Source organism: Bradyrhizobium sp. CCBAU 51745, from assembly GCF_028128715.1.
Classification (GTDB): Bacteria; Pseudomonadota; Alphaproteobacteria; order Rhizobiales; family Xanthobacteraceae; genus Bradyrhizobium; species Bradyrhizobium manausense.
This window is the reverse complement of the sequence record NZ_LBJP01000062.1, coordinates 15,069-35,177: the sequence shown is the minus strand read 5'-3', so window position 1 is coordinate 35,177 and position 20,109 is coordinate 15,069. Positions and strand designations below refer to the sequence as shown.

General features: G+C 60.2%; 21 protein-coding genes. 8 read left to right on the top strand and 13 right to left on the bottom strand.

Going from position 1 to position 20,109, the window contains the following annotated elements; all coding sequences use genetic code 11:
* Positions 1-425: 425 nt before the first annotated feature.
* Positions 426-1,157, bottom strand: coding sequence for a GntR family transcriptional regulator (locus XH98_RS15065; RefSeq protein WP_271619075.1), 732 nt, complete (start codon positions 1,155-1,157; stop codon positions 426-428).
* Between the two features lie 272 nt (positions 1,158-1,429).
* Between XH98_RS15065 and XH98_RS15060 the strand changes: the two genes are divergently transcribed.
* From XH98_RS15060 to XH98_RS15040, 5 genes are all read left to right on the top strand, one after another.
* On the top strand, positions 1,430-2,788 hold the full coding sequence (locus tag XH98_RS15060) for an MFS transporter (RefSeq protein WP_271619074.1): 1,359 nt from the start codon (positions 1,430-1,432) through the stop codon (positions 2,786-2,788).
* A gap of 6 nt (positions 2,789-2,794) precedes the next feature.
* A complete protein-coding gene (locus tag XH98_RS15055) occupies positions 2,795-3,679 on the top strand; it encodes an NAD-dependent epimerase/dehydratase family protein (protein WP_271619073.1) in 885 nt (294 codons plus the stop codon).
* The gene (locus XH98_RS15050) at positions 3,676-4,635 is read left to right on the top strand and encodes a 5-dehydro-4-deoxyglucarate dehydratase (RefSeq protein WP_271619072.1); all 960 of its coding nucleotides are present in this window, start codon (positions 3,676-3,678) and stop codon (positions 4,633-4,635) included. Before XH98_RS15055 ends, XH98_RS15050 begins: the two co-directional genes overlap by 4 nt.
* Positions 4,632-5,735: a mandelate racemase/muconate lactonizing enzyme family protein gene (locus tag XH98_RS15045; protein WP_271619071.1), complete on the top strand. Its 1,104-nt coding sequence runs from the start codon at positions 4,632-4,634 to the stop codon at positions 5,733-5,735. The genes XH98_RS15050 and XH98_RS15045 overlap by 4 nt, the downstream gene beginning before the upstream one ends.
* Positions 5,736-5,830: 95 nt before the next feature.
* Positions 5,831-6,988 carry a M24 family metallopeptidase gene (locus XH98_RS15040; protein ID WP_271619070.1) on the top strand — a complete coding sequence of 386 codons (1,158 nt, stop codon included), beginning with the start codon at positions 5,831-5,833 and terminating at the stop codon, positions 6,986-6,988.
* A 14-nt stretch (positions 6,989-7,002) separates the two neighbouring features.
* Here XH98_RS15040 and XH98_RS15035 read toward each other — a convergent pair whose 3' ends face one another.
* The 10 genes from XH98_RS15035 to XH98_RS14990 form a co-directional block, all read right to left on the bottom strand.
* Positions 7,003-8,517, bottom strand: coding sequence for an adenylate/guanylate cyclase domain-containing protein (locus XH98_RS15035; protein ID WP_271619069.1), 1,515 nt, complete (start codon positions 8,515-8,517; stop codon positions 7,003-7,005).
* A 213-nt stretch (positions 8,518-8,730) separates the two neighbouring features.
* Positions 8,731-9,117: a nuclear transport factor 2 family protein gene (locus XH98_RS15030; protein ID WP_271597757.1), complete on the bottom strand. Its 387-nt coding sequence runs from the start codon at positions 9,115-9,117 to the stop codon at positions 8,731-8,733.
* 44 nt (positions 9,118-9,161) lie between these two features.
* Complete coding sequence (locus tag XH98_RS15025; protein WP_271619068.1) at positions 9,162-10,022, bottom strand: alpha/beta fold hydrolase; 861 nt, start codon at positions 10,020-10,022, stop codon at positions 9,162-9,164.
* A gap of 126 nt (positions 10,023-10,148) precedes the next feature.
* Complete coding sequence (locus XH98_RS15020) at positions 10,149-10,712, bottom strand: cytochrome P460 family protein (protein WP_271597755.1); 564 nt, start codon at positions 10,710-10,712, stop codon at positions 10,149-10,151.
* Positions 10,713-10,926: 214 nt separating this feature from the next.
* Positions 10,927-11,880, bottom strand: coding sequence for a LysR substrate-binding domain-containing protein (locus tag XH98_RS15015; RefSeq protein WP_271619067.1), 954 nt, complete (start codon positions 11,878-11,880; stop codon positions 10,927-10,929).
* Between the two features lie 96 nt (positions 11,881-11,976).
* The gene (locus XH98_RS15010) at positions 11,977-12,534 is read right to left on the bottom strand and encodes a carboxymuconolactone decarboxylase family protein (protein WP_271619066.1); all 558 of its coding nucleotides are present in this window, start codon (positions 12,532-12,534) and stop codon (positions 11,977-11,979) included.
* Between the two features lie 108 nt (positions 12,535-12,642).
* Positions 12,643-13,320, bottom strand: coding sequence for a DJ-1/PfpI family protein (locus tag XH98_RS15005; RefSeq protein ID WP_271619065.1), 678 nt, complete (start codon positions 13,318-13,320; stop codon positions 12,643-12,645).
* Between the two features lie 97 nt (positions 13,321-13,417).
* Entirely contained in the window at positions 13,418-13,546 is a 129-nt protein-coding gene (locus XH98_RS15000; protein WP_271619064.1) for a hypothetical protein, read from the bottom strand.
* On the bottom strand, positions 13,543-14,094 hold the full coding sequence (locus tag XH98_RS14995) for a carboxymuconolactone decarboxylase family protein (RefSeq protein WP_271619063.1): 552 nt from the start codon (positions 14,092-14,094) through the stop codon (positions 13,543-13,545). Before XH98_RS14995 ends, XH98_RS15000 begins: the two co-directional genes overlap by 4 nt.
* 139 nt (positions 14,095-14,233) lie before the next feature.
* Positions 14,234-15,121, bottom strand: coding sequence for a LysR substrate-binding domain-containing protein (locus XH98_RS14990; protein ID WP_271619062.1), 888 nt, complete (start codon positions 15,119-15,121; stop codon positions 14,234-14,236).
* A gap of 145 nt (positions 15,122-15,266) precedes the next feature.
* Here XH98_RS14990 and XH98_RS14985 point away from each other — a divergent pair, with 145 nt between their 5' ends.
* Positions 15,267-15,593 carry a hypothetical protein gene (locus XH98_RS14985; protein WP_271619061.1) on the top strand — a complete coding sequence of 109 codons (327 nt, stop codon included), beginning with the start codon at positions 15,267-15,269 and terminating at the stop codon, positions 15,591-15,593.
* Between the two features lie 72 nt (positions 15,594-15,665).
* Positions 15,666-15,929 (top strand): MarR family winged helix-turn-helix transcriptional regulator, encoded by a 264-nt coding sequence (locus tag XH98_RS14980; RefSeq protein WP_271619060.1) that lies wholly within the window; start codon positions 15,666-15,668, stop codon positions 15,927-15,929.
* Between the two features lie 1,019 nt (positions 15,930-16,948).
* On the opposite strand, the gene XH98_RS14975 is transcribed toward XH98_RS14980, so the two are convergent.
* A complete protein-coding gene (locus XH98_RS14975; RefSeq protein ID WP_271619059.1) occupies positions 16,949-17,710 on the bottom strand; it encodes an SDR family oxidoreductase in 762 nt (253 codons plus the stop codon).
* A gap of 63 nt (positions 17,711-17,773) precedes the next feature.
* Positions 17,774-18,988 carry an MFS transporter gene (locus XH98_RS14970; protein ID WP_271619058.1) on the bottom strand — a complete coding sequence of 405 codons (1,215 nt, stop codon included), beginning with the start codon at positions 18,986-18,988 and terminating at the stop codon, positions 17,774-17,776.
* Between the two features lie 169 nt (positions 18,989-19,157).
* Here XH98_RS14970 and gcvA point away from each other — a divergent pair, with 169 nt between their 5' ends.
* Complete coding sequence (gene gcvA / locus XH98_RS14965) at positions 19,158-20,099, top strand: transcriptional regulator GcvA (protein ID WP_271619057.1); 942 nt, start codon at positions 19,158-19,160, stop codon at positions 20,097-20,099.
* The last annotated feature ends 10 nt before the right edge of the window (positions 20,100-20,109 follow it).

The following is a 20,109-nucleotide window of genomic DNA, read 5'->3' as shown; positions in this document are numbered from 1 at the left end:
ATCGGTACATTTGATTCCACGCCTCGCCGAGGCGAAAAGATGTTTATGACGGCAATATCCCGTAGTTCTCTGCCTGAGGTTATTACCGTCGATTGGACGTTCGGGGGAACATGGGGCTTGGCGTCAATCATTAAGAAGGATACGCCTAGCCTCTCGACTGATGCCATTTTCTGCGAGGTGGTCCGACGTCGTGGGTCGGTGGCAACCTATCGAGCGATCCCACCTAATCTGCTTCACGTGTGGGTCAAAGGCCAACCTGCTCAGGATCCGTCGAAGTGGCCTCTGCTTATCGATATTGACGTCGCCGACGTCGTCGTCTTCGAATGAATGCAGCGGCGCCGACTGATAAGGTGTGGTCGCAAACCTTATCAGTCACCCACATTTCAACATCCGATATCTGCACCTAACAGTAGCCATATGAACGATCAGCGGCGAGATAACATCACTGAAAACTGGTAGACGTCGCTCCGATAAAGAGCGGAACTGAATGCGATCGGCCGGTCATCCTGTGAATACACGTGGCGGCGCAACCGCAGCAGTGCGGTTCCCGCCTTAACGTTGAGATGCTCGGCGATCTTCTTCGGGGCGTTCACGGCGTCAATGACATTGCGTGCGTGAGAAACTGTTACGCCGCCCTTTGCGCGGAGGAGGTCATACCATGATGAGTCTAGGCTTTCTTTTTTCAGCCATTCGAACTCGGGAAGGGGGAAATACGCTTGATCGTAGGATACCGGCGAATGGTTTGCAGCGAACAAGCGCGTCAACTCGAGAAAGCGTGTCGATTCCATCGACAGTAGAAAGGGGTCGATTCCGTCCCCGGACGTTTCGCGCAAGCTGAGCACCTTGACCGCAGGCTCCATCCCGAGCCGACGAAAATCCTCCCAAACGCTTCGGAGAACCTGCAGGTCGCTTTCGACCGCGCCGAAGCCAATAAAAGTACCTTTGGGGCGTTCACGATAGAGCACGTTTTCCTGGACGAGCGAATCGACGGCCTTTCGCAAGGTCTGACGACTGACCTTAAAACGCTCCACCAGCACATTTTCGGGCGGAAGCTGACTTCCCGGTTTTAGCTGCAGATCTTTTATCAGGATCAGGATGCTACGCCTAACTTGGTGGTGAAGAGGGGTGGGATCTAAACGATTTATCGTCGTCGTCATGCTGCGGCCCGATTGAGTGATTGGCATCCCTATGTTGAACGGCTCGTCGAGGCAACACGACAGGACCTTAGGTACGACGCAATATCACCGAGTTGCGGCCCGGCGTAAACCGAATGGACCCTATGGCGTGGAGCCCGCTGGGAACGGGTGGACTCCTGCTGGCGTTAGCGAACTTAAATCAAGCTCGAGCCTCTTGACTCGTATGAACCTTCTATCGTACGTACGATAGTACAATGTGAGGTCGGAAACACGGCCCATCAGTCGGAGGACCCATGTCTACCAGCAGATCCCAAGCGGCGACCTCGGCAGCGCCATCGATCCCCCGCGTGATAGCAACCGCCCTCATTGGGTCGGCCTTGGAATGGTATGATTTTGGACTGTACGGCGTTACCGCGGCCCTCGTATTTGCGCCGCTGTTTTTTCCGACTTTCTCTCCCGTTGCCGGCACCCTCGCGGCGTTCACGACGTATGCAGTCGGTTTTCTGTCAAGGCCGCTCGGCGGAATCATCTTTAGTCACTACGGGGACAAGGTCGGCCGCAAGCCCGTGCTGGCCGCGACGCTAATGGTGATGGGTGTATCGACCTGCTTGATGGGTTTGTTGCCCACCTTCGATCAGATCGGAATTTGGGCGCCAATCGTCCTTGTCGTGCTTCGTCTCATCCAGGGACTAGGAGCCGGCGCCGAGTATGGCGGAGCCGCGCTGTTGCTGGCCGAACAAAATCCCGCACGCCGCGGATTCTACGGCGCCTTCGCAGCCTCAGGAGTCTTTGTCGGGATTGTACTTTCGCTGGGTGTCTTCAGTCTGGTCACGGCCGACATGTCGCAAGCAACACTGCTGAGTTGGGGCTGGCGAGTGCCATACCTTCTGAGTGTCGTGGTCGTTGGGGTCGGGCTCTACCTGCGGTTTGCGATGCCGGAGACTCCGGAATTCTCTCGCGACGTGCAAGAACGCCATGCGGAAGCTAGCATTCCACTCTGGGAAGTCCTGCGCAATCATCCCAAGCGCGTCCTCTTGGGCATGGGGACCAATCTTGCGTTGGTCGGTTACTCCTATGTCGTGCAAACCTACGTTCTCGCATACATCACGACAAATCTGGGTTTGTCTCGCAACATCGGCTTGATTGGCGTGGTCATGGCCGCGGCAATCGGAGTCGTGACCATGCCGCTGTTCGGGGCGCTGGCGGACCGTATCGGATCACGTCAGGTGATCATGGCAGGTGCCCTTGGTTCGGCTGTGTTCGCATTTCCATTCTTCTGGATGCTAGATACGAAGGATACGGGGCTGATCTTCCTCGCGATCGTGATCGGCCTCTCGCTTGGCGTCGGATCTATTTTTGGCCCGATCGCGGCGTTCTATTCGGAATTGTTTGATACCCGCATCCGCTATACGGGCCTGGTCTTCGCGCGGGAGGTGAGTGGGAGCGTTGTCGGCGGGTTCACGCCACTAATTGCAACGTCCCTCGTGCTCTGGAGCGGAGGCAAGAGCTGGCCGGTCGCCGTCTACATGATCGTCACTGTGCTCATTCCGTTGCTTTGCGTCTATCTCGCGAGAGATTTGCTGGAGCAACGACAGCCTTCGTTCGCGAGGGGTCGCGCAGGTGCGATCCCGGTAAGCGCGGCTGAGGGCTGAAAATCGATGAAAATTGTTGTGACGGGATCCGTGGGGCGCCTAGGACGTAGCGTCTACGCCGAGTTGAAGAGACGCGGGCACGACGTCGTCGGTATCGACCTACAGAGGAGCTTTGGGTCTTGTGATCGTGAAGTCGATCTGCGCGATGCTGGCGAGGCCTACGGGGCAATCGCGGGGATCCGCCCGGACGCTATCGTCCACCTTGCTGGGCTGCCCACCCCATTCGGCCGACCTGAACATGTGCTCTTCGCAACCAACACGCTGACCACGTTTCACGTCTGTCAGGCTGCGGCTGATCTAGGTGTACGCAGCGTTCTCTGCGCGAGCAGTCCGACCGTCATCGGGTATGGAAACCCGAATGGATGGGCGCCGTCTTATCTTCCGCTGGACGAGGACCATCCGGCTCAGCCGTGGCACGGCTACGGCATCTCGAAATTGGCGATCGAGGCGATAGTACGGGGATTCGCCGCCAAGGGCGGCCCAACCAAATATTTCACATTTCGTCCGTGCTACGTCGTGGCGCCCGAGGATTGGGATCCGGCAGCCCCGACGCAACTCGGCCACTCAATGGCAGAAAGACTTAAGAAGCCTGAACTCGCCGCCGGTTCGCTGTTCAACTACATCGACGCGAGGGATGCCGCAGCTCTTGTCGCATTGATCTGCCAAAGAGCTGAGGATCTGTCGAACGGTGAATGCTTCTTCGCCAGCGCTGACGACGCGCTCGCCACGGAGCCGTTGTGCGATCTGCTGCCCCGGTTTGTTCCATCAACGGCACCGAGCGCTGCGAATCTAACGGGGACGCGCGCGGCGTTCAGCAATGCAAAGGCCAATCGGTTGCTGGGCTGGAGGCCTCTGCGGTCTTGGCGCCAGTTTCTGGAGTTCAGCGAATGAAAGCAGATCATCCGAGCGGATCAAGATCCGAACTGATGCGGGGAGTCTTGTTTTTTCCAGTCACTCCATTCAATGCGGCGGGCGAGTTCAACGAGGAAGCGTTTGAGCAACACGTCGAGCTAGGGCTGAAACACCGTCCGGCTGCGGTGTTTGCGGCATGCGGCGCGGGTGAACTGCACGCCTTGTCCCTGCGCGAACACGCCGCGATTGCGCAAGCGTCGGTGCGGACCGCCGCCGGCCGGCTGCCGGTCTATCTGGGAGCAGGAGGTCCGCTCCCGGCCGCGGTTTCGATGTGCGAGGCCGCCGCGAGGGCCGGAGCCGATGGGGTGCTGCTCCTGCCGCCCTATCTGGTCAGCGCACCTCAGGCCGGCCTGGTCGCCTACCTGGCGGAGGTGGCAGAGCGCAGTCCCATTCCAATCATTGCTTACGCGCGCGGCAATGCGAGGTTAACCGTCGCGTCGGCGGTCGAACTGAGCCGCCACGACAACATTATCGGCCTGAAGGACGGCATCGGCGACATGGAGCTGATGCTGCGCATCAAGGTTGCGATCCGGAAGCAAAGGCCATCGTTCATGTTTCTCAACGGTATGCCTACCGCAGAGTTGAGTGCGTCGGCCTTCCGAGCTCTGGGCGTACCGACTTATTCCTCCGGCGTGTTCTGTTTCGCGCCCGAGATCGCGGGTGCATTCTGGCGGGCCCTGAACCAGGGCGATGATCCGTTGCGGGACAGGTTGCTCGAGACATTCTACGTCCCATTCGCCGGCTTGCGTGATGAAGCGCCTGGCTTCGCCGTGTCGCTCCTCAAGGCGGGCCTTACCGCACGCGGACTTGCCGTCGGCGCCGTGCGCGCACCGCTGGTCGATCCCAATCCTGATCAACTCCGCCGTCTCATGACTCTTATCGACGACGGACTCGCCATCGTCCAGCCGGGAAGCGTTGCGGCGGGCCTCGCATGACGGCGACCATTGACCAGATCCGCGTCCGCCTGTTCTCCGTACCACTGATCCGGCCTTGGGGACCCGAGGTACGGCAGAACTATCTCATCACCTGCGAAATACGTGACAGCGCAGGGCGTTCCGGGACCGGGTTTACGTGGACGCCGCAGATCGGAGCGCATGCGATCGCGGCTCTCCTGCTTCGCGATTGCTGTCCGATCATCCGGGGATGGGATGCGCATCCGGCTGCCGTATGGGACAAGCTCTGGCGCTCACTGCATGAGGCTGGTGGCGCTGGCGTCACCACGCTCGCTATGGCGGCAATCGATACCGCGCTGTGGGATCTGACGCTTCGCGCCCACGGCGAAACGTTGGTGAGCCGGCTAGGACAAAGGCGAAGCCTGGTCGGGAAATACGGTAGCGGCATCAACTATGATGACGACCACGATGCCCTCCGGGAGCAGGCCAGGCGATGGGTTGGCCGGGGCTATGACGCCGTCAAGATCAAGGTCGGGCATCCTTCGCTCGAAGATGACATCAGGCGCTGCGAAATCGTGCGCAACGAGATCGGGCCGCATCGCCAGCTGATGATCGATGCCAATCAGCGCTGGAACATTGACCAGGCGACCCGCGCGCTCGATGCACTTTCTCGCTTCGGTCTTCATTGGGTCGAAGAGCCGATTCTGGCGGACGACGTGGAGGGTTACGCGCTGTTAAAAAGGCGCACTGGCGCGACCATCGCGGCCGGCGAAAATCACCGGACGGTTTACGAGTTCCGGCGGCTGATCCAGTTGGGGGCGTGTGACGTGGTTCAGCCAAATGTGTCCCGCGTGGGTGGCCTCACACCATTTCTTCGGATCGCGGCCGTTGCCGCCGCAAGTGGCGTTCGCGTCTGCCCACATCACCTGCCTGAGGTGTCCGGGCAGCTCGCGTTATGCATGGCCGAGGAGGAACTGGTCGAAAGTATTGAAGATAGCTCGTTTGCCGAACTCGGCATCCTGGCTTCGTCGGAGGAGCGCGAGACGAATTCCGGACTCCGCTCCAACGGAGTTGGACTTGACCTTGAGTTCGATTTTGACCGCCTTTCCCGGTTCGAAATCGCGCTCCCGGCGAGTCAATAGTTCTCGCCTGTCGGTCGAGACAAACCAGCATGGGCGGGAGTTGGCATCCCGTCCTTTGTAAAGCGCCAAGCCAAGGCTAGACAAGGTATCAAAGAATGACGATCTCACGTGCGGAATTCGAGCAGCGCACCAACCGGCTGCGGAGCAAGATGAAGGAAAAGGGGCTGGACGCCCTGGTGGTGTTCGCTGACGAATATCGCCCGGGCCACGCGACCTATCTAACCGGGTATCGTCCGATCAACCTGATCGAGGAATCGCCCCAACTCGTATTCCTCGTCGGCGACGAGGCTCCTGTTGTTCTGATTGGTCGCCTGAACTCCTACGCCGCGAAGGATATCATCTGGATGGACGACGTGAGGCCGATCCATCTGGACGGAGAATACATTCCCCAGATCGTCCGGTCGATCGCAGACAAGCCGGCGCGCGTCGGCCTGATCGGTGACAATCTCTTGCCCGTGAGCCGGTTCAACACGATCAAGAAAGCGTTGCCAAAGGCCACTTTCGAATCTGTCACCCAGCTCTTGATCGATCTTCGTCAGATCAAGACACCGGCCGAGGTCGCGCTGATGGAACGCGCTGCCGATATCAATGACGTCGTTCTCAAGGCTGTCCTGGATAAAATCAGGGTCGGAATGACCGAGATCCAGGTCGCCGGCATCGCCGAGACGGTTGCGCGTGATATGAATGCACACCTGGCGTCCGCAACGCTGGTGCTTTCGGGAATGAACACGAACTATCCCGCATGGTGGCCGTCGGAGCGAAAGATCGAGCGGGGCGACTACGTCATGCTGGACTTCAATCCGGGCTGTTCCAACTACACCAACGATGGCGGAACGACGATTTTGATGCCTGGCGCAGCCAAGGAGCAGAAGGACGCACTCAGACTCGGCCATCGCATCCTCAAGGAGATCATCCCGCAGATCAAGCCGCACACCTCAGCGCGAACGGTGCACGACATGATGCTAGAGCGCCTGGAACCGCACGGCTTCGCGCCGAACTTCACACCCTATGCTAAGGGGCTGCGGGGCGTTGGACACGGCGTCGGCGTCGACGTGGTGGAGCCGCCTAATCTCAGCTCGGACAGCGACTTCATGCTGCAACCGGGAATGACGCTCGCCATCAAATTCGATCTCCACGGTCTGCCCCAAGGGGGCTTGCGCGCCGAGGTTGTGATCCTGATCACGGAAACCGGCATCCGTCCGCTTAACAAGCTGATCCTGGACACACCGGAAGACATGGCCATCCTGGCCTAAGCAAGTTGGTCCCATCATACGGAGTCCGGATAACCTCCGGGCTCCATCGCGCTGCGCGCCTTCAGGGGCGCCCTCGGAGGTTCTCTTTGGACTTCGAGCGACCGCCCGTAGCCGTTAGCGTGCTTCGAGAGCTCGACTTTCGGCCGCTGCATCGCTGGAGGGGCTACTATATCATTGTCCGCCATGACACTGCCAACCAGGCGGACCAGACCGTCCATCCGGTTCAAAAGCAATCGCAGCGAGCCGAGCCGCTGAGCAGCGTTTCTCGCTGCTTCAAAGTCGCCAAGATACGCTGTCGCAAGGGCTATGGCGGTCCAGCCAAAGACCCATCGTGGCATCTCATGAGCTGTTCGACGCGCGTACTCAAGAGCTTCTTCGTATTTCCCCTTCGCGATGTAGGCGAAAGCGAGGCCGCCGTGCGCAAATCCGAGCTGTAGGTCCAGCGGACTCAACGTTATGGAACGCAAAGAATGGTCTATGGCACTGTCGAGAGCTCCCACCCCACTCCGAACTTGACCACTGGAGTGTGGCTTCACCGGCGCGCGGCTGATCTCGGCCTGTGTGATGGAGAGCTCGATCGCACCCACGACCCTCAAAGTCAGCTCGTCCTGCAACGCGAACACGTCGTCTAGCGCGCCATCTATCTTGTCGGCCCACAAATGCGCGCCAGTGGCCGTTTCGACGAGCCGGCCAGTGACGCGTACGCGCACACCCGCCCTGCGCACGCTGCCTTCCAAGACATAGCGCACGCCGAGTTCGCGCCCGATCTGCTTGATGTCAACTGCCTTGCTCCTATAGGTGAAGCTCGAATTTCGGGCGACAACGAATAACCACTCGAAGTGCGACAGCGCCGTGATGATGTCTTCCGCTATGCCAGCAGAAAAATAATCCTGCTCGGGATCAGCGCACATGTTTCTAAACGGCAGCACCGCGATCGACGGCCCGCCGAGCAGCGGAAGAGGCTTGGTGGCTTCCGCGATTGGCGCGCTCGCGGCCGATATCAACCCGGCAGGACGCGTCCCATAAAGCCGCACCGGTCGGTCAATGTTCCTCAATGACCTCTCGCCGAGATCGTAGAAGGCGAGTCTGGTTTTTCCGCGGACTTGCTCGAAGGCGCTGCCAGACAGGCACACGCCGCCCGGCTCGCATTCGTTCTCGACGCGGGCTGCGACATTGACGCCATCGCCGAAAATATCGCTGCCCTGGACGATGATATCGCCGACGTTGATACCGATCCGAAAAGTGATCTTTGGTTCTGTGCGCCCGCTACCCGCCCTCATCTGATCCTGCAAGACCAGCGCGCAGGTCACCGCGTCAACGGCGCTGGCGAACTCTATAAGCATCCCGTCGCCGATGGTCTTAACGATGCGGCCGTAGTGCGCAGCGATGATTGGATCGACCACTTCGCGACGGAGGGATTTTAGGACGGCGAGAGTTCCGACCTCGTCTGCGCTCATGAGTCGCGAGTAGCCCTCGACATCTGCCGCCACTACCGCAGCCAGCCGCCGTTCGATACGTTTACCTGGCACGAAGCGCCTCGTTTTCGTCCCCGGCGGCCAGCAAACCAATTTTGGAAAGCTGAGCGTCCCGCCCAACTCTCGCCCTGTCGCAGCCAGAGTGTTCATTGCGTTCCGAAAAAGTGGCTCTCCAAGAGGTTCGATAGACCGGGGCTGCGCTTATCGATCGCTTCTGCCTTACGCGAGGGAGCCGTCGTCGCTCTGGCCTGTCAGGATCGCGATAGGTCATGACCGGCGCGCCTCGGCGACGGCCAGCGTGTCGATGTACTGGCGGAACTGGGTGATCTTGCCGTCCTTAACGATCCAGACATGCGCATAGCGGGCTTCGGCCTTTTTGCCCGTCGCGCCGTGTACCCCCGTGAAATCGCCGAGCGACACGACCGTGTTGCCCTCCGTAATGAATTCGGTGGGGACGAGCGCAAAGCTTGACCACTCCGCCACCAACGGCTTGAACAGACCTTCGGCCACGCGCTCGGGCCCGCGGCCGTCGACCTTATAGTGCCACATCGTGATCCATTCGATATCGGGCGACATCAGGCCCAGCGCGCCTGGCGCATCGCCGGCCGCCAATCTGTCGTAGAAGCTTCGAACGATTGCGGTGGGTGTGGTCACGTTAGATCTCCTGAAAAGGCGGCACGACGCGGCGTGTCGGGATGTCAGCCGACGTGCTTGGCGAGAAAGTCGCGCATCGCTGCCGCGATCTCGCTTGCGTGGGTTTCGAGTGCGAAGTGACCGCTGTCGACGAAGCGGACGTCGGCCGAGGGCACGTCCCGCTTGAATGCTTCGGCACCGGGCGGAATGAAGAACGGGTCGTTCTTGCCCCAGACGGCGAGGACGGGCGGCTGATGTTGGCGCAGATAGGCTTGGATCGTATCGTACAGCGCTACGTTCGATCGATAGTCGAGCAAGAGGTCGAGCTGGATCTCGTCATTGCCTGGTCGCGCCAGATAGAAATCGTCCAGATTACGCCCGTCGGGCGAGACCCGGCTCGGGTCCGCCACGCCGTGCGTATATTGGAAAAGCGTCGTCTGCGGCGCTAGGAAGCCGCGGAGCGCGTCCCGGTTGGCCTGGGTCGGTTCGTTCCAGTAGGTTTGGACTGGTGCGAAGGCGTCGGATACGCCCTCAAGATAGGTATTGCCGTTCTGGGTGACGATCGCGGTGATCCGCTCGGGGTGCTTCACCGCCAGTCGGAACCCGACCGGAGCGCCGTAGTCGAAGACATAGATCGCGAACGTGTCCAGCCCGAGGACTTCGGTGAAGCGGTCGATCACCTTGGCGATCTTCTCAAATGTGTAGGTGAATCGATCGCGTGCCGGCTGCTCAGTCATGCCGAACCCGGGCAGATCAGGTGCAACGACGTCATAGCGATCGTCGAGTTGCGGAATCAGATCGCGGAACATGTGGCTTGCGGTCGGGAAGCCATGGAGCAGCAGAACGGTAGGCCGGGACGGATCACCGGCCCGACGGTAAAAGACCTCGAGGCCGTCGACATCGATGGTTTTGAAACTGAGTGGCATGTGGATTTCCTGAAGCTAAATTAGAGTTCGCAAGAGAACTGGAAGTGCGCCGGTTCACCCGTTCAGCGACAGGAGAGCGAGCACCTGTCGAATGCATCTATCGGCCAGCGCAGTAGAGGCATGACTTCAACGTAGCGACGGGTAACCCTGCGTATAGACCCAATCTGTGGCCTGGGCGGGAGTGTGACAGGGCAGACAATCGTTGTGGTAGTCAGTCGCGGTAGTGCGGGTGGGAGCCCCCACGTCGAAATGGGACCATCCCCAACCGTCGCCCCACAAGGGATTGCCGGGGTGCCGTTTGGTGGAATCCTTCACCAAAACGAACCAACCGTTGAGCTTATCCTGGTGGCTCGCCGTACCCGAGGTCATGTTATCCGTGCTTGCCTCGAACTGCTCCTTGACCAGCACGGTCCCGTCGGGAAACTTTCCAGTCTTTTTGAAAGCCTCGCGTGTTCCTGGCGATGCGTAGACCGCGTGGATCTGCTTGGCGCCCGGTTTGTCGTCATCCGCCACGGACCAACTGCCCAGATATTCGTAGAGCTCGCGATAGTCGCTAGGGACGTGCAGGTTGCCGGCGGCATCCTCCACGTTCGAAGACTTCGCGGGCCGCTCGTCGGCTGCGAGGACGAGCGCTACGGAGGCGCTGAAGGCGAGTGCGACCGAGACGACAAACAAACTCCTACGATTCATACGATGCTTCTTTCAGCGTTTTCGGTTTGGGATCCGGCAGTCGCCCTGTCGACGTCGCCTGCGTAGAAGCGCGACGGCCAGCGTAGGAACGCCGCCTGTTGTCCGGAACGCTAGTCAGACGCGCGCCGATCTCAAAATCGATTGTTCCGATTGGAGCATCGAACTTTCCCATAAATGGATTGCGTCAAATTCTTCTGGACGATGCCGTTCAGGTTCAGCTTGTTGAAGGCGGAGACTCTTGGGCCCCTTCGTACGCATGCGCATGCAGAGCGGTGCGGGCGTCTACCAGATGCGGCCTGTCGGCCGGCGCTTGGTCCGCCATCGCGAGGCTATCGGCAAGATGGTTGGTAAGCTCGTTGACCACGCGGGAATTGCTCCGCTGGCTTTGTGAATACGCCAGTTCGACTGCAGGCAACTGAGGGAGACGTAATCCGTGAGGGACGATCTTCAGCGGGGGCTTGACCAGTGCGCGGGCGAGCACAGTGATTCCCATGCCGTCTATCGCCGCCGATTTGAGGCTGTCGAAGCCGGGACCGACGAAGCTGATATGGCTGGGTGAACCGTGAAGCTTCAGAGAAGCGAGGGCGCAACGGCGATACAAGCAGCCTTCCGGAAACAAGACCAGCGGTATGGAGTTCATCTCATCGCACTCGAAATTCGGTCCGGCAACCCACACCAACTGCTCGCGCTGGGCCACCGTGCCGAGCTGGGCACCCATGTCCTGCTTGAAGAAAGCCACGTCGAATTCTCCGCGCGCGCTCCGCTTCTGCAATCCTTCGGACTGGTTGGCTTCCACCTCCAGCCCGACCATCGGGTGCTTCGCCTTGAACTGCGCGAGCCAGGCCGCGAGCTCGCGACCGAAAAAATCGAGCGGAACACCCAAACGGATGAAACCGTCGAGTGGTTCTTCCGACATCGACCGGCAGGCCTCGTCGTTCAGTTGCAGAATTCGTCTTCCATAGTTTACTAGACAGTCTCCATGCGGAGTGAGCTGCAAAACCTTGCCTTTGCGACGCGACAGCAATGCCTCGCCGATTTGCCCTTCCAGTTTTGCGATTTGCGCACTGATCGTGGACTGCGACCGACCGACGGCTTCGGCGGCCCGCGAGAAACTCATCGTGTCCGCCACCAGAACAAGCGTACGGAGACAATCGATATCGAGGTTCATAGCCATCTCCATGATTGGTGCAGCCGATCGCGGTCACTCATGCGTCGCCGATGTCCGCAAGGAAAGATCGCGTGCTGGAGCGCGTCGGCTCGCTCGCTACCCGTCCCGCCCTTCGAGAGCTTCTGTCCGCACGATCGGGAAATCTATGTCGGTCTCGGCCACCTTGTTCAGGTAGTTCGTGAAGACGTTTTCGGTCACCAGGGCTACGATTTCGACGATCTGTGCGTCTCCGTAGCCGGCGAGCCGCACCGCAGAAAGGTCGGCATCGCCGACATGACCACGCTTGCGAACCACGTTCGCCGCGAACCTCACCGCCGCATCCGCCTTCGGATCCTTGGATGCGCCCATTCGATTGAGGGCGATCTCCTCCGGAGGCAGTTTGGTGAAATTGATCGCGAGATAGCTGTGGGCCGATAGGCAGTAGTCGGAACCGTTGACTTGAGCCACCGCGAGGGCGATCCGTGCGCGTGTCTTGGAGTCAAGGGTCCTGGATAACCCGTCCTGAAACGCGGCGAACGCATCGAGTGCGATCGGGCTGCTACCGATCAGACGCGACAGATTGGGCACGACGCCCAGCTTCCGATAAATGCTGTCCAGGATGGGTTTACTGGCTGCAAGCGCACCGTCGCGGGTCGATATTCGCAAGCGGGACATGATCTCTCCTTACAGGTTTATCCCGATTTTCTTCCGCAAGGCGGGCGCAGGCCGCAAAGCACCGCCCGCCATCTGGCCCCTTTTCTGAGGGGCGTTCGTCCGCGACGACTATTGGTGGGCTCGGCTTGCGACCGACTCGACGCGTCGGCGCGTGTCGCCCATCATTTTTCCCATCTGCTCGATCACCGCGTAGCGGATGTGCGCCGGCGCAGTATCCGCATCGCCGGATTGGAAGGGAGGGGCAGGCGCATATTCCAGGACCAGCTGCACGCACTGTGCGGCATCCTCACCGCGCAGTTCAGCGATCAGCATCAGCGCAAAGTCGGCGCCGGCGGTGACGCCACCGCCCGTCAAGATGTTGCCGTCGCGAACGACGCGGGCTTTTTCGGGGATCGCACCGAATGCCGGCAGCATGTCGAGCCACGCCCAGTGCGAAGATGCTCGACGTCCCTTCAGTAATCCAGCCGCTCCAAGGATCAGAGATCCGGAGCAAACGGAGGTCACGTAGGTGGCGGTGCTCGCCAGTCTGCGTACGGCCGACATGAAGCGGGTATCCTCCATGGCGTCGATGCAGCCGAGGCCGCCGGGGACGCAGAGAACGTCGCAGCTGCCGATGGTTTCCAGATCCGCCAGCCTTGCGAAAGAGAGGCCGTGGGATGTCACCGGCGCTGCTCCGATCGACGCGACGATCACCGTGATGTCAGGAATCATCGTCAGAAACTGATGAGGCGCGGTGAAGTCGAGCTGAGTTACTTCGTTGTAGACAGGGATCACGACGGCGGTCATTGATACCTCCTCAAAGCCGTACTCTTTGACGGCGGGACTGTTGTCGGATGGGTTGCGTGTGTCTCAAACGGGAAGCGAAGATTTGGTCATCGCCCATTCAGGTTTTGAACGCGGCAACGAACTCGTCGCTCACGAACAAACGTTGAAGCGATCTGCGCCGAAGCGAGGTCCGGCCGGCGGAAAGGCCGAAGGCCAGATCCGCCGGCCAGGCCGATACCTCGATCAAGCCGCCTTCCTGGTGTGAAGCGCGGGAAATGACGGGTCCAAGTCTGTTTTGAAGGTGTTGTTGAACAGATTGGTGATGAAGCTGAAGGCGGTCTCGGCGACGATGTCGATGATCTGCGCGTCGGTGAAGCCTGCAGCGCGAACGGCCGCGAAATCCGCATCCTCGATGTGACCGCGCGATTTGGCGACCTTGTAGGCGAACTGCAGCGCGGCGTCGGCCTGGGGATCGGTGGAATGACCCTCGCGATTGAGCTCCATGTCGTCATTGGTCAAGCCGTTCAGCTTGCCGGCCAGATAGCTGTGGGCCGTCAGGCAGTAGCTGCAGCCGTTCACTTCGGCGGTCATGATGTGCAGGCGTTCGCGGGTCTTGTGGCCGATGCTCTTGCCGAGCGTCGCGTGCATATCCGCAATCGCTTTCAGGGCATCGGGCGACTGGGAGATCAGAGAGAAGAAGTTCGGCACCACGCCGAGAACCTTGACGTAGTTCTCAAGGATCGGCTGGGACTTGGTGGGGGCCTCTTGAATCGAAGGGATGGGGGCGCGAGCCATGACGTTTCTCCTTTGCAACCGAGCCGCCTTGGCTTCGGTGAGGAGATCATCGGATGTTTCATTGGAAAGAATAATCCGATAAGAATGGAAGTGTCTCTTTCATGGTATGGAAGGGGGTGAGGCCGTCGTGACCATCCTCTCATCGCAACTGCGAGAGGGCCGATCGCAACTGGCTGGCGGCAAAGTCCAGAAAGACCCGCATCTTGAGCGGCAATTGCCCACGTGCTGCGTGGACGAGGTGGACGGGAATGGGGTCGACGTCGAACTCCTGCAGCACCTGGACGAGCTTTCCGGATCGGAGCTCATCGGCGCAATGATAGCGGTACACTCTGGTGAGGCCGGTGCGCCGGACTGCGGCCTGAACGGCGGATTCGGCGGCCGTGACCGATAGACGCGGAACGATGTCTATTCCAAATTCGCGTTTGTTCGCGGGATTCCGAAAGGACCAGATTGCCGAGGAAGGGCCGGTGAAGATCACACAGGGCAGCCTTTGCAGATCCTTCGGATGTTTCGGAACGCCGTGAGCCGCCAGCAGGTCCGGTGAGGCGCACACCACCGTGTCCATGGTCCCGACGCGCGTCGCGATCATGCTGCTGTCCGGTAGTTCGCCCAGGCGCACGGCCATATCGACGTGATCGTCGTATAGATGAAGGTTTCTGTCCGACAGAAGGAGCCGAACGTTGATTTCGGGATAAGCCGCAAGGAAGTCCGTGACGATGGGCAGAATGTACATCTGACCGAACAGGAGCGGCGCCGTCAGGACCAGCTCGCCGCGCGGAGTGGTGTACTCGCTGGACGCCGCTCTTTCGACTTCTTCGATGTCTTCCATGATGCGCTTGATCGAAGCAACATAAGACTGGCCGGCGTCCGTCAGGGTGAGCTTGCGCGTCGAACGCTGCAGCAGCTTGGTCCCGAGATAGGATTCGAGGTCACTAAGCTTCCGGCTGAGCGTCGGCAGCGGCATGTTCAAGGCTTTGGCCGCCCCCGTCAGGCTGCCTTTTTCGACCGTCTGCAGCACGATCGACATCGCTTCCAGCCTATCCATCTCTGACTTTCATTTATTGGAAGTCACAATCTCTGAAGCATGAGATTATTTTTCCCTGCGCAACATTGCAAGGTGCTCGCAACAGTCCGCTCGCGCTGAAAGCGGGACTGCTGACGGAGTATAGATCATGACAACAACAGCATTGCTGTCCGCCGCGGCGCTTCTGGTCGAACGTGTTCTTCCGAGCCACGCGGATCTCTGCACGGAGTTGGGCAGAAATCGGACTGCCTGCGTCGGCGTCAGGGCGTGCGTGGCTCTTGCGGCCGCCATTATGCCGCCCGGTAGCCTGGCCGCGCAGGACCTGATGGTCATCGCGTACTTGAACGTGGTCGTTCTCAATTCCATCGCCTACCGCCTGAGTTCGATGCGACCCGTCCGGATCTTTCGCGTCGGCGTCTTGAGGTCAGTGAAGGACGTTCTCGGTGCAACGGAGGCCGCGCCTCACCTTCCATGAAATTTCGCCCGCGTCCGTTCTCTACGGTCAATGCGCGCGGACGCGGCCGGCGGGCGCTAGGCCGCAGACCACATGACACACGATCCCGATGACGCAGGTTCAGGAGCAATAGATCTGGACGAAAACGTGAGCTTCGCGGTGTACGCGACCGCCCTCGCGTTCAACAAAGCATGCAAGTCGCTGCTTCATCCGCTTCGTCTGACGTACCCCCAATTTTTGGTGACGATCGTGTTGTGGGGGCGCGACAACGTCACCGTCAACGAGCTAGGCACTCGGCTCTTCCTCGACTCCGGCGCTCTAACGCCCCTTCTGAAACGGCTGGAGGCCGCCGGGTAGGTCCGCCGCAAGCAAGATCCGACCGACAACAGGCAGGTCCGCATAACTCTCGCTGATCCCGGACGGGCGCTCGAGCCTGCGGCGAAGAGTGCCTCCGAGAAACTCTCGCGTGCTATCGATCTCGGACGGAACGAACGATCTCTCTGAGACGCGCGTTGGCAATGGTACGTCTAAAACTCCGCCGACAGAGCCATCCCGACACACGTTCCAAAGGTGAAGAGCTGAGTTGTTAGGAGTGGCCGCTATTGGCGCGCAAACCGGACATCAAGGGCCTGCCCGACTGACCGATGACGGTATCTGCTGCAAGTCGGTCAAAGCCCAAGAGGAGGCCATTCCGAGTTTGAGTCCGTCTAATGCTCCGATTGATTCCGATACTTGCTGAAGGTACCAACCCTCAGCGCCACCCAAATTTTCCTGTTAATTCAAGACCGAAAAAATAGGGCGGGTATACCGTCGGGATTAGACCGTCAGCTCTAAGGATTTGTGCTTGGAAATCAACGCGGAAACATCTTCCTAAATGATTGAGTGGGGGTAGTCCAGCTGGCTACTATCGCGCAGTATTGCGAAGTCTGATGTAGTTGTTCTCGCTTCCTTGGGCCTTGAGGACGAAGCGGTGAACTGGCTTATCGCGGTCAGGGCCGGTAATCCACCGCGTGCTCGCTAACGGCGTAGTGCAGCGCAGTTGATCGTACAGAAGGGAAGGGCGTTCGACTCTCCAGCTCCGAACCGCGGTTGGCCAAGCCCTGAACTAAGGTCCGAAAAGTTCCGACCGGGCCTTATCCCTCAAGGCTGCTTGTCGAGAAGCTTGGCGGCACGCTCGAGCGAACCCTTCTCCAGCAGGTCGAAGATGGCTAGGTGTTCGCCCGTTTGTCGCCATACATGCTCCCGCGCGCGTCTGCCGGTATTCGATCAGGCGTCGCAATTCGTCTTGTCGGACGACCGTCTGCGCCAGGAACCTCTTTTCCGACATGAGGGCAAGTATAGATGTTGAGCGACAAGCCGCGAGCAGGTGTTTTTGCTCACTTGCCGCCAGTGACATCCAGAAATGTGCCAGTAACGAACGAGGCCTCGGCGCCAGCCAGCCACAGGATTGCGCGTGCCACCTCTTCAGGCTGGCCGCCCCGGCCCATCGGAATCGTGTCTTTGACGCGATCCACGCGGCCCGGCTCTCCGCCGCTCGCGTGCATCTCGGTATAGATGTGTCCGGGACGAATGCAATTGACGCGGATCCCGTCTCGCGCGACCTCCTTGGCAAAGCCGATCGTGAATGTCTCAAGAGCACCCTTTGATGCCGCGTAGTCGACATATTCGCCCGGACTGCCTAGACGAGCTGACGCCGACGAGACGTTGACTACGGCGCCGCCCCGCCCGTCGTGACGGTAGGACATCCTCTTGGCGGCCTGCTGTGCGCACAGAATGGGGCCGATCGCGTTGACGGCGAATATCCGTTGCATGCGCGCGAACCCGAGATCCTCCAGCCGGGACTGCTGCGCGAGGACTGCTGCGTTGTTCACAAGCACATCGAGGCGGCCGAACTCCCGGTCGATTGCCGCGAAGAGCTGTCCCACCTGTTCCGGATCCGCGCTATCCGCGCGCACAGCCAGCGCCCGGCGTCCCGCAGCTCGCACATCAGCAGCTACTGCCTGAGCCGCAGCTTCGTTGGAAACAAAGCTGATCGCGACATCGTAGCCTTGTGCGGCAGCGAGCCGCGCAGTCGACGCGCCGACCCCACGGCTTCCACCGGTTATAAGAATGAGCGGCGCCTGCGAGACGATATTCATTTAACGTGCTTTCTTTTGGTGACAGATGAAGGGCTGTGGCTGCCGGAATAGGACGGGCCGTGATCAAACGGATCCCGTGATTGGGCTGCGCAGATGGCGTCGCAGCAGCAGCACGAGTGGCACGATCAGGGCGGCGGTCGCAGCTGAAGTCAGCACGCCGATCGTTCGACTGCTGTGATCGGCAATGGCGCCGTACAGGATAGGTGCGAGACCTCCAGCGCCGATGACGCTCGTATAGAAGACCGCAAATGCGCGCCCAGTATCGCCGTCGGAAAGCTCCGGCACGGAGCCGTAGAGCACCGAAGAGGTGCCGTTCAGCACGATGCCGAGCAGTGGCAGCAGGATGATCGTTAACGTCAGTGGCGTGAACAGCGTCGCCAGAACCAGCAAGGCTGTCGCGGCCTCAGTCACAATGATGCTCCCGACAACACCCAGTCGGTCCCCGAGCCAGCCACAGATCGCTTTGCCCAACGCGCCTCCGATGAACAGAAGGGCGAGTGCGACTCCAACGGTGGGTAAGCCGCCGCCGTGTCCCTGAATGAGAAAGGGCAGAAAGAGCAAATAGCCCATGCGGGTCGCCGTATCGAGCCCGCCGATTGTCGTGAGGATGGCGAAACCGCGGCGGCCACGACTGGGCGTCACCTCCCGCGGCACACTCCACGTCCCGGACGCAGTCGGCGCGAGTGACGCCAGCGCGAGCACCAGGACCAGCCCCAGTACGGCTATCATGCGCAGCACCCATTCCCAGGCGACGGCCGGCAGGAGCACTGCGATAAGGGCCGGCAACAATGCCTTTCCGAGATCGCCGGAGAAATTGTAGATGCCGAGTGGCCCTCGCGACTCCGGGCCATAGCTGTCAGTGACAAGCGTCGAGCCGCGGGGGTGCTGGATGCTCGATCCGATTCCAGCCACCACAAGCCCGACGCATAGGCCCGTAAAGCCGAACGGCAGTGCGATGATCAGCAAACCTGCCGCCGCAGCGGCCGTGGATATGATCAGCGCCGCGCGCGCCGAAAGGCCGCGAAGAACTCGATCGGCCGGAATCTGCATAACTCCCATCGTCCCGAAATATAGCGCGCGCACGACGGCAAGTGCCGCATAGGACAGGCTGAACTGCGCTTGCCAGACCGGCAGGAAGGCATAGAGACCGTCGGTATAGCCGTCATGAACTGCGTGGGTGAGGCAGGCCGCCAGCAGGCTGCGGGATTTCGTCGACGCCGACGAGCCTGATGCACGTTCGTTTGGACGGCTCGCCGCCGGAGTGGCCGCGTCATTCATTCCACCGCTTTCCGGGGTGACGGGAGCTCCCCCATTGATAGAAAATCTATGCATTGGCCTTGTACAATATCGCCCGATGCGTTGGGGATTGCGAGGAACCGATCCTGGGCGATTGAGGCGGCCTATACAAACCAGTAATAATGTATCGATGAGTTAGGATTTCTATCAGATGAGCATTTCCGCGCAACGCAGGTCCTTGCCGCCTCTCAACGCCGTCCGCGCCTTCGAAGCGGCAGCCCGCCTCGGCAGTTTCAAGGAGGCGGCCAGCGAATTGGGCGTGACGCATGGCGCGATCAGTCAGCAGGTGCGCCTGCTTGAGGACCGGTTGGGCGCGCCGGCGCTATTCTGGCGATCAACGCGGCGGGTCACTCTCACGCCGGCCGGCGCGGCGCTATTCGAAGAGATCAGCCCGGCGCTCGACCGCATTGCGTTCGCCGTCCAGCGGCATCGTGCAACCCACGGGGAAGGGCCGGCGGCCGTGCTGCGCGTCAATGCGCTGGCGACCTTTAGCATGCGCTGGCTGCTTCCGCGGCTGAGCCGTTTCCGTGACGAGCGATCGGATATCGAAGTCCGCCTCACCACATCGAACGACCCGCTCGATGCACTTGCGGATACCTTCGACGTGGTCATCCGCGGCGGGCCGGATTCATTCCATGGCTTCACGTCGCGCCTGTTTCTTTCGGAGCGGCGCCTGCCGATCTGCAGCCCGGCACTGGTCGCCAAACTTCCCCTGGAGGAAATTTCCGATCTCGCGCAGCATACATTGCTGAATGTCACGTCGATGCCGCGGCTTTGGCAAGAGTGGTTGACGAAAGCCGGACATTCTCGCCTTACCGCGATGGCGACGCTAACATTCGATCACTTCTTCCTGACCATCCAGGCGGCGATCGACGGTTTGGGCGTAGCAATGGGACCTAGTGCTTTGATCAGCGATGACGTCGCCGCCGGCCGCTTGATCACGCCGTTTCCAGACGTCAGCCTTCCGGCAAGGAGCTACTTCGCGTACCTGCCCGCAGAGAGCGAAAGCGGTTCACAAACTGCCGTGTTTTGCGATTGGCTGGAAGAAGAGGGGCGGCAATCCGCTGGCGAACCCAACGGCGACATGACATAGGCGAGCAGGG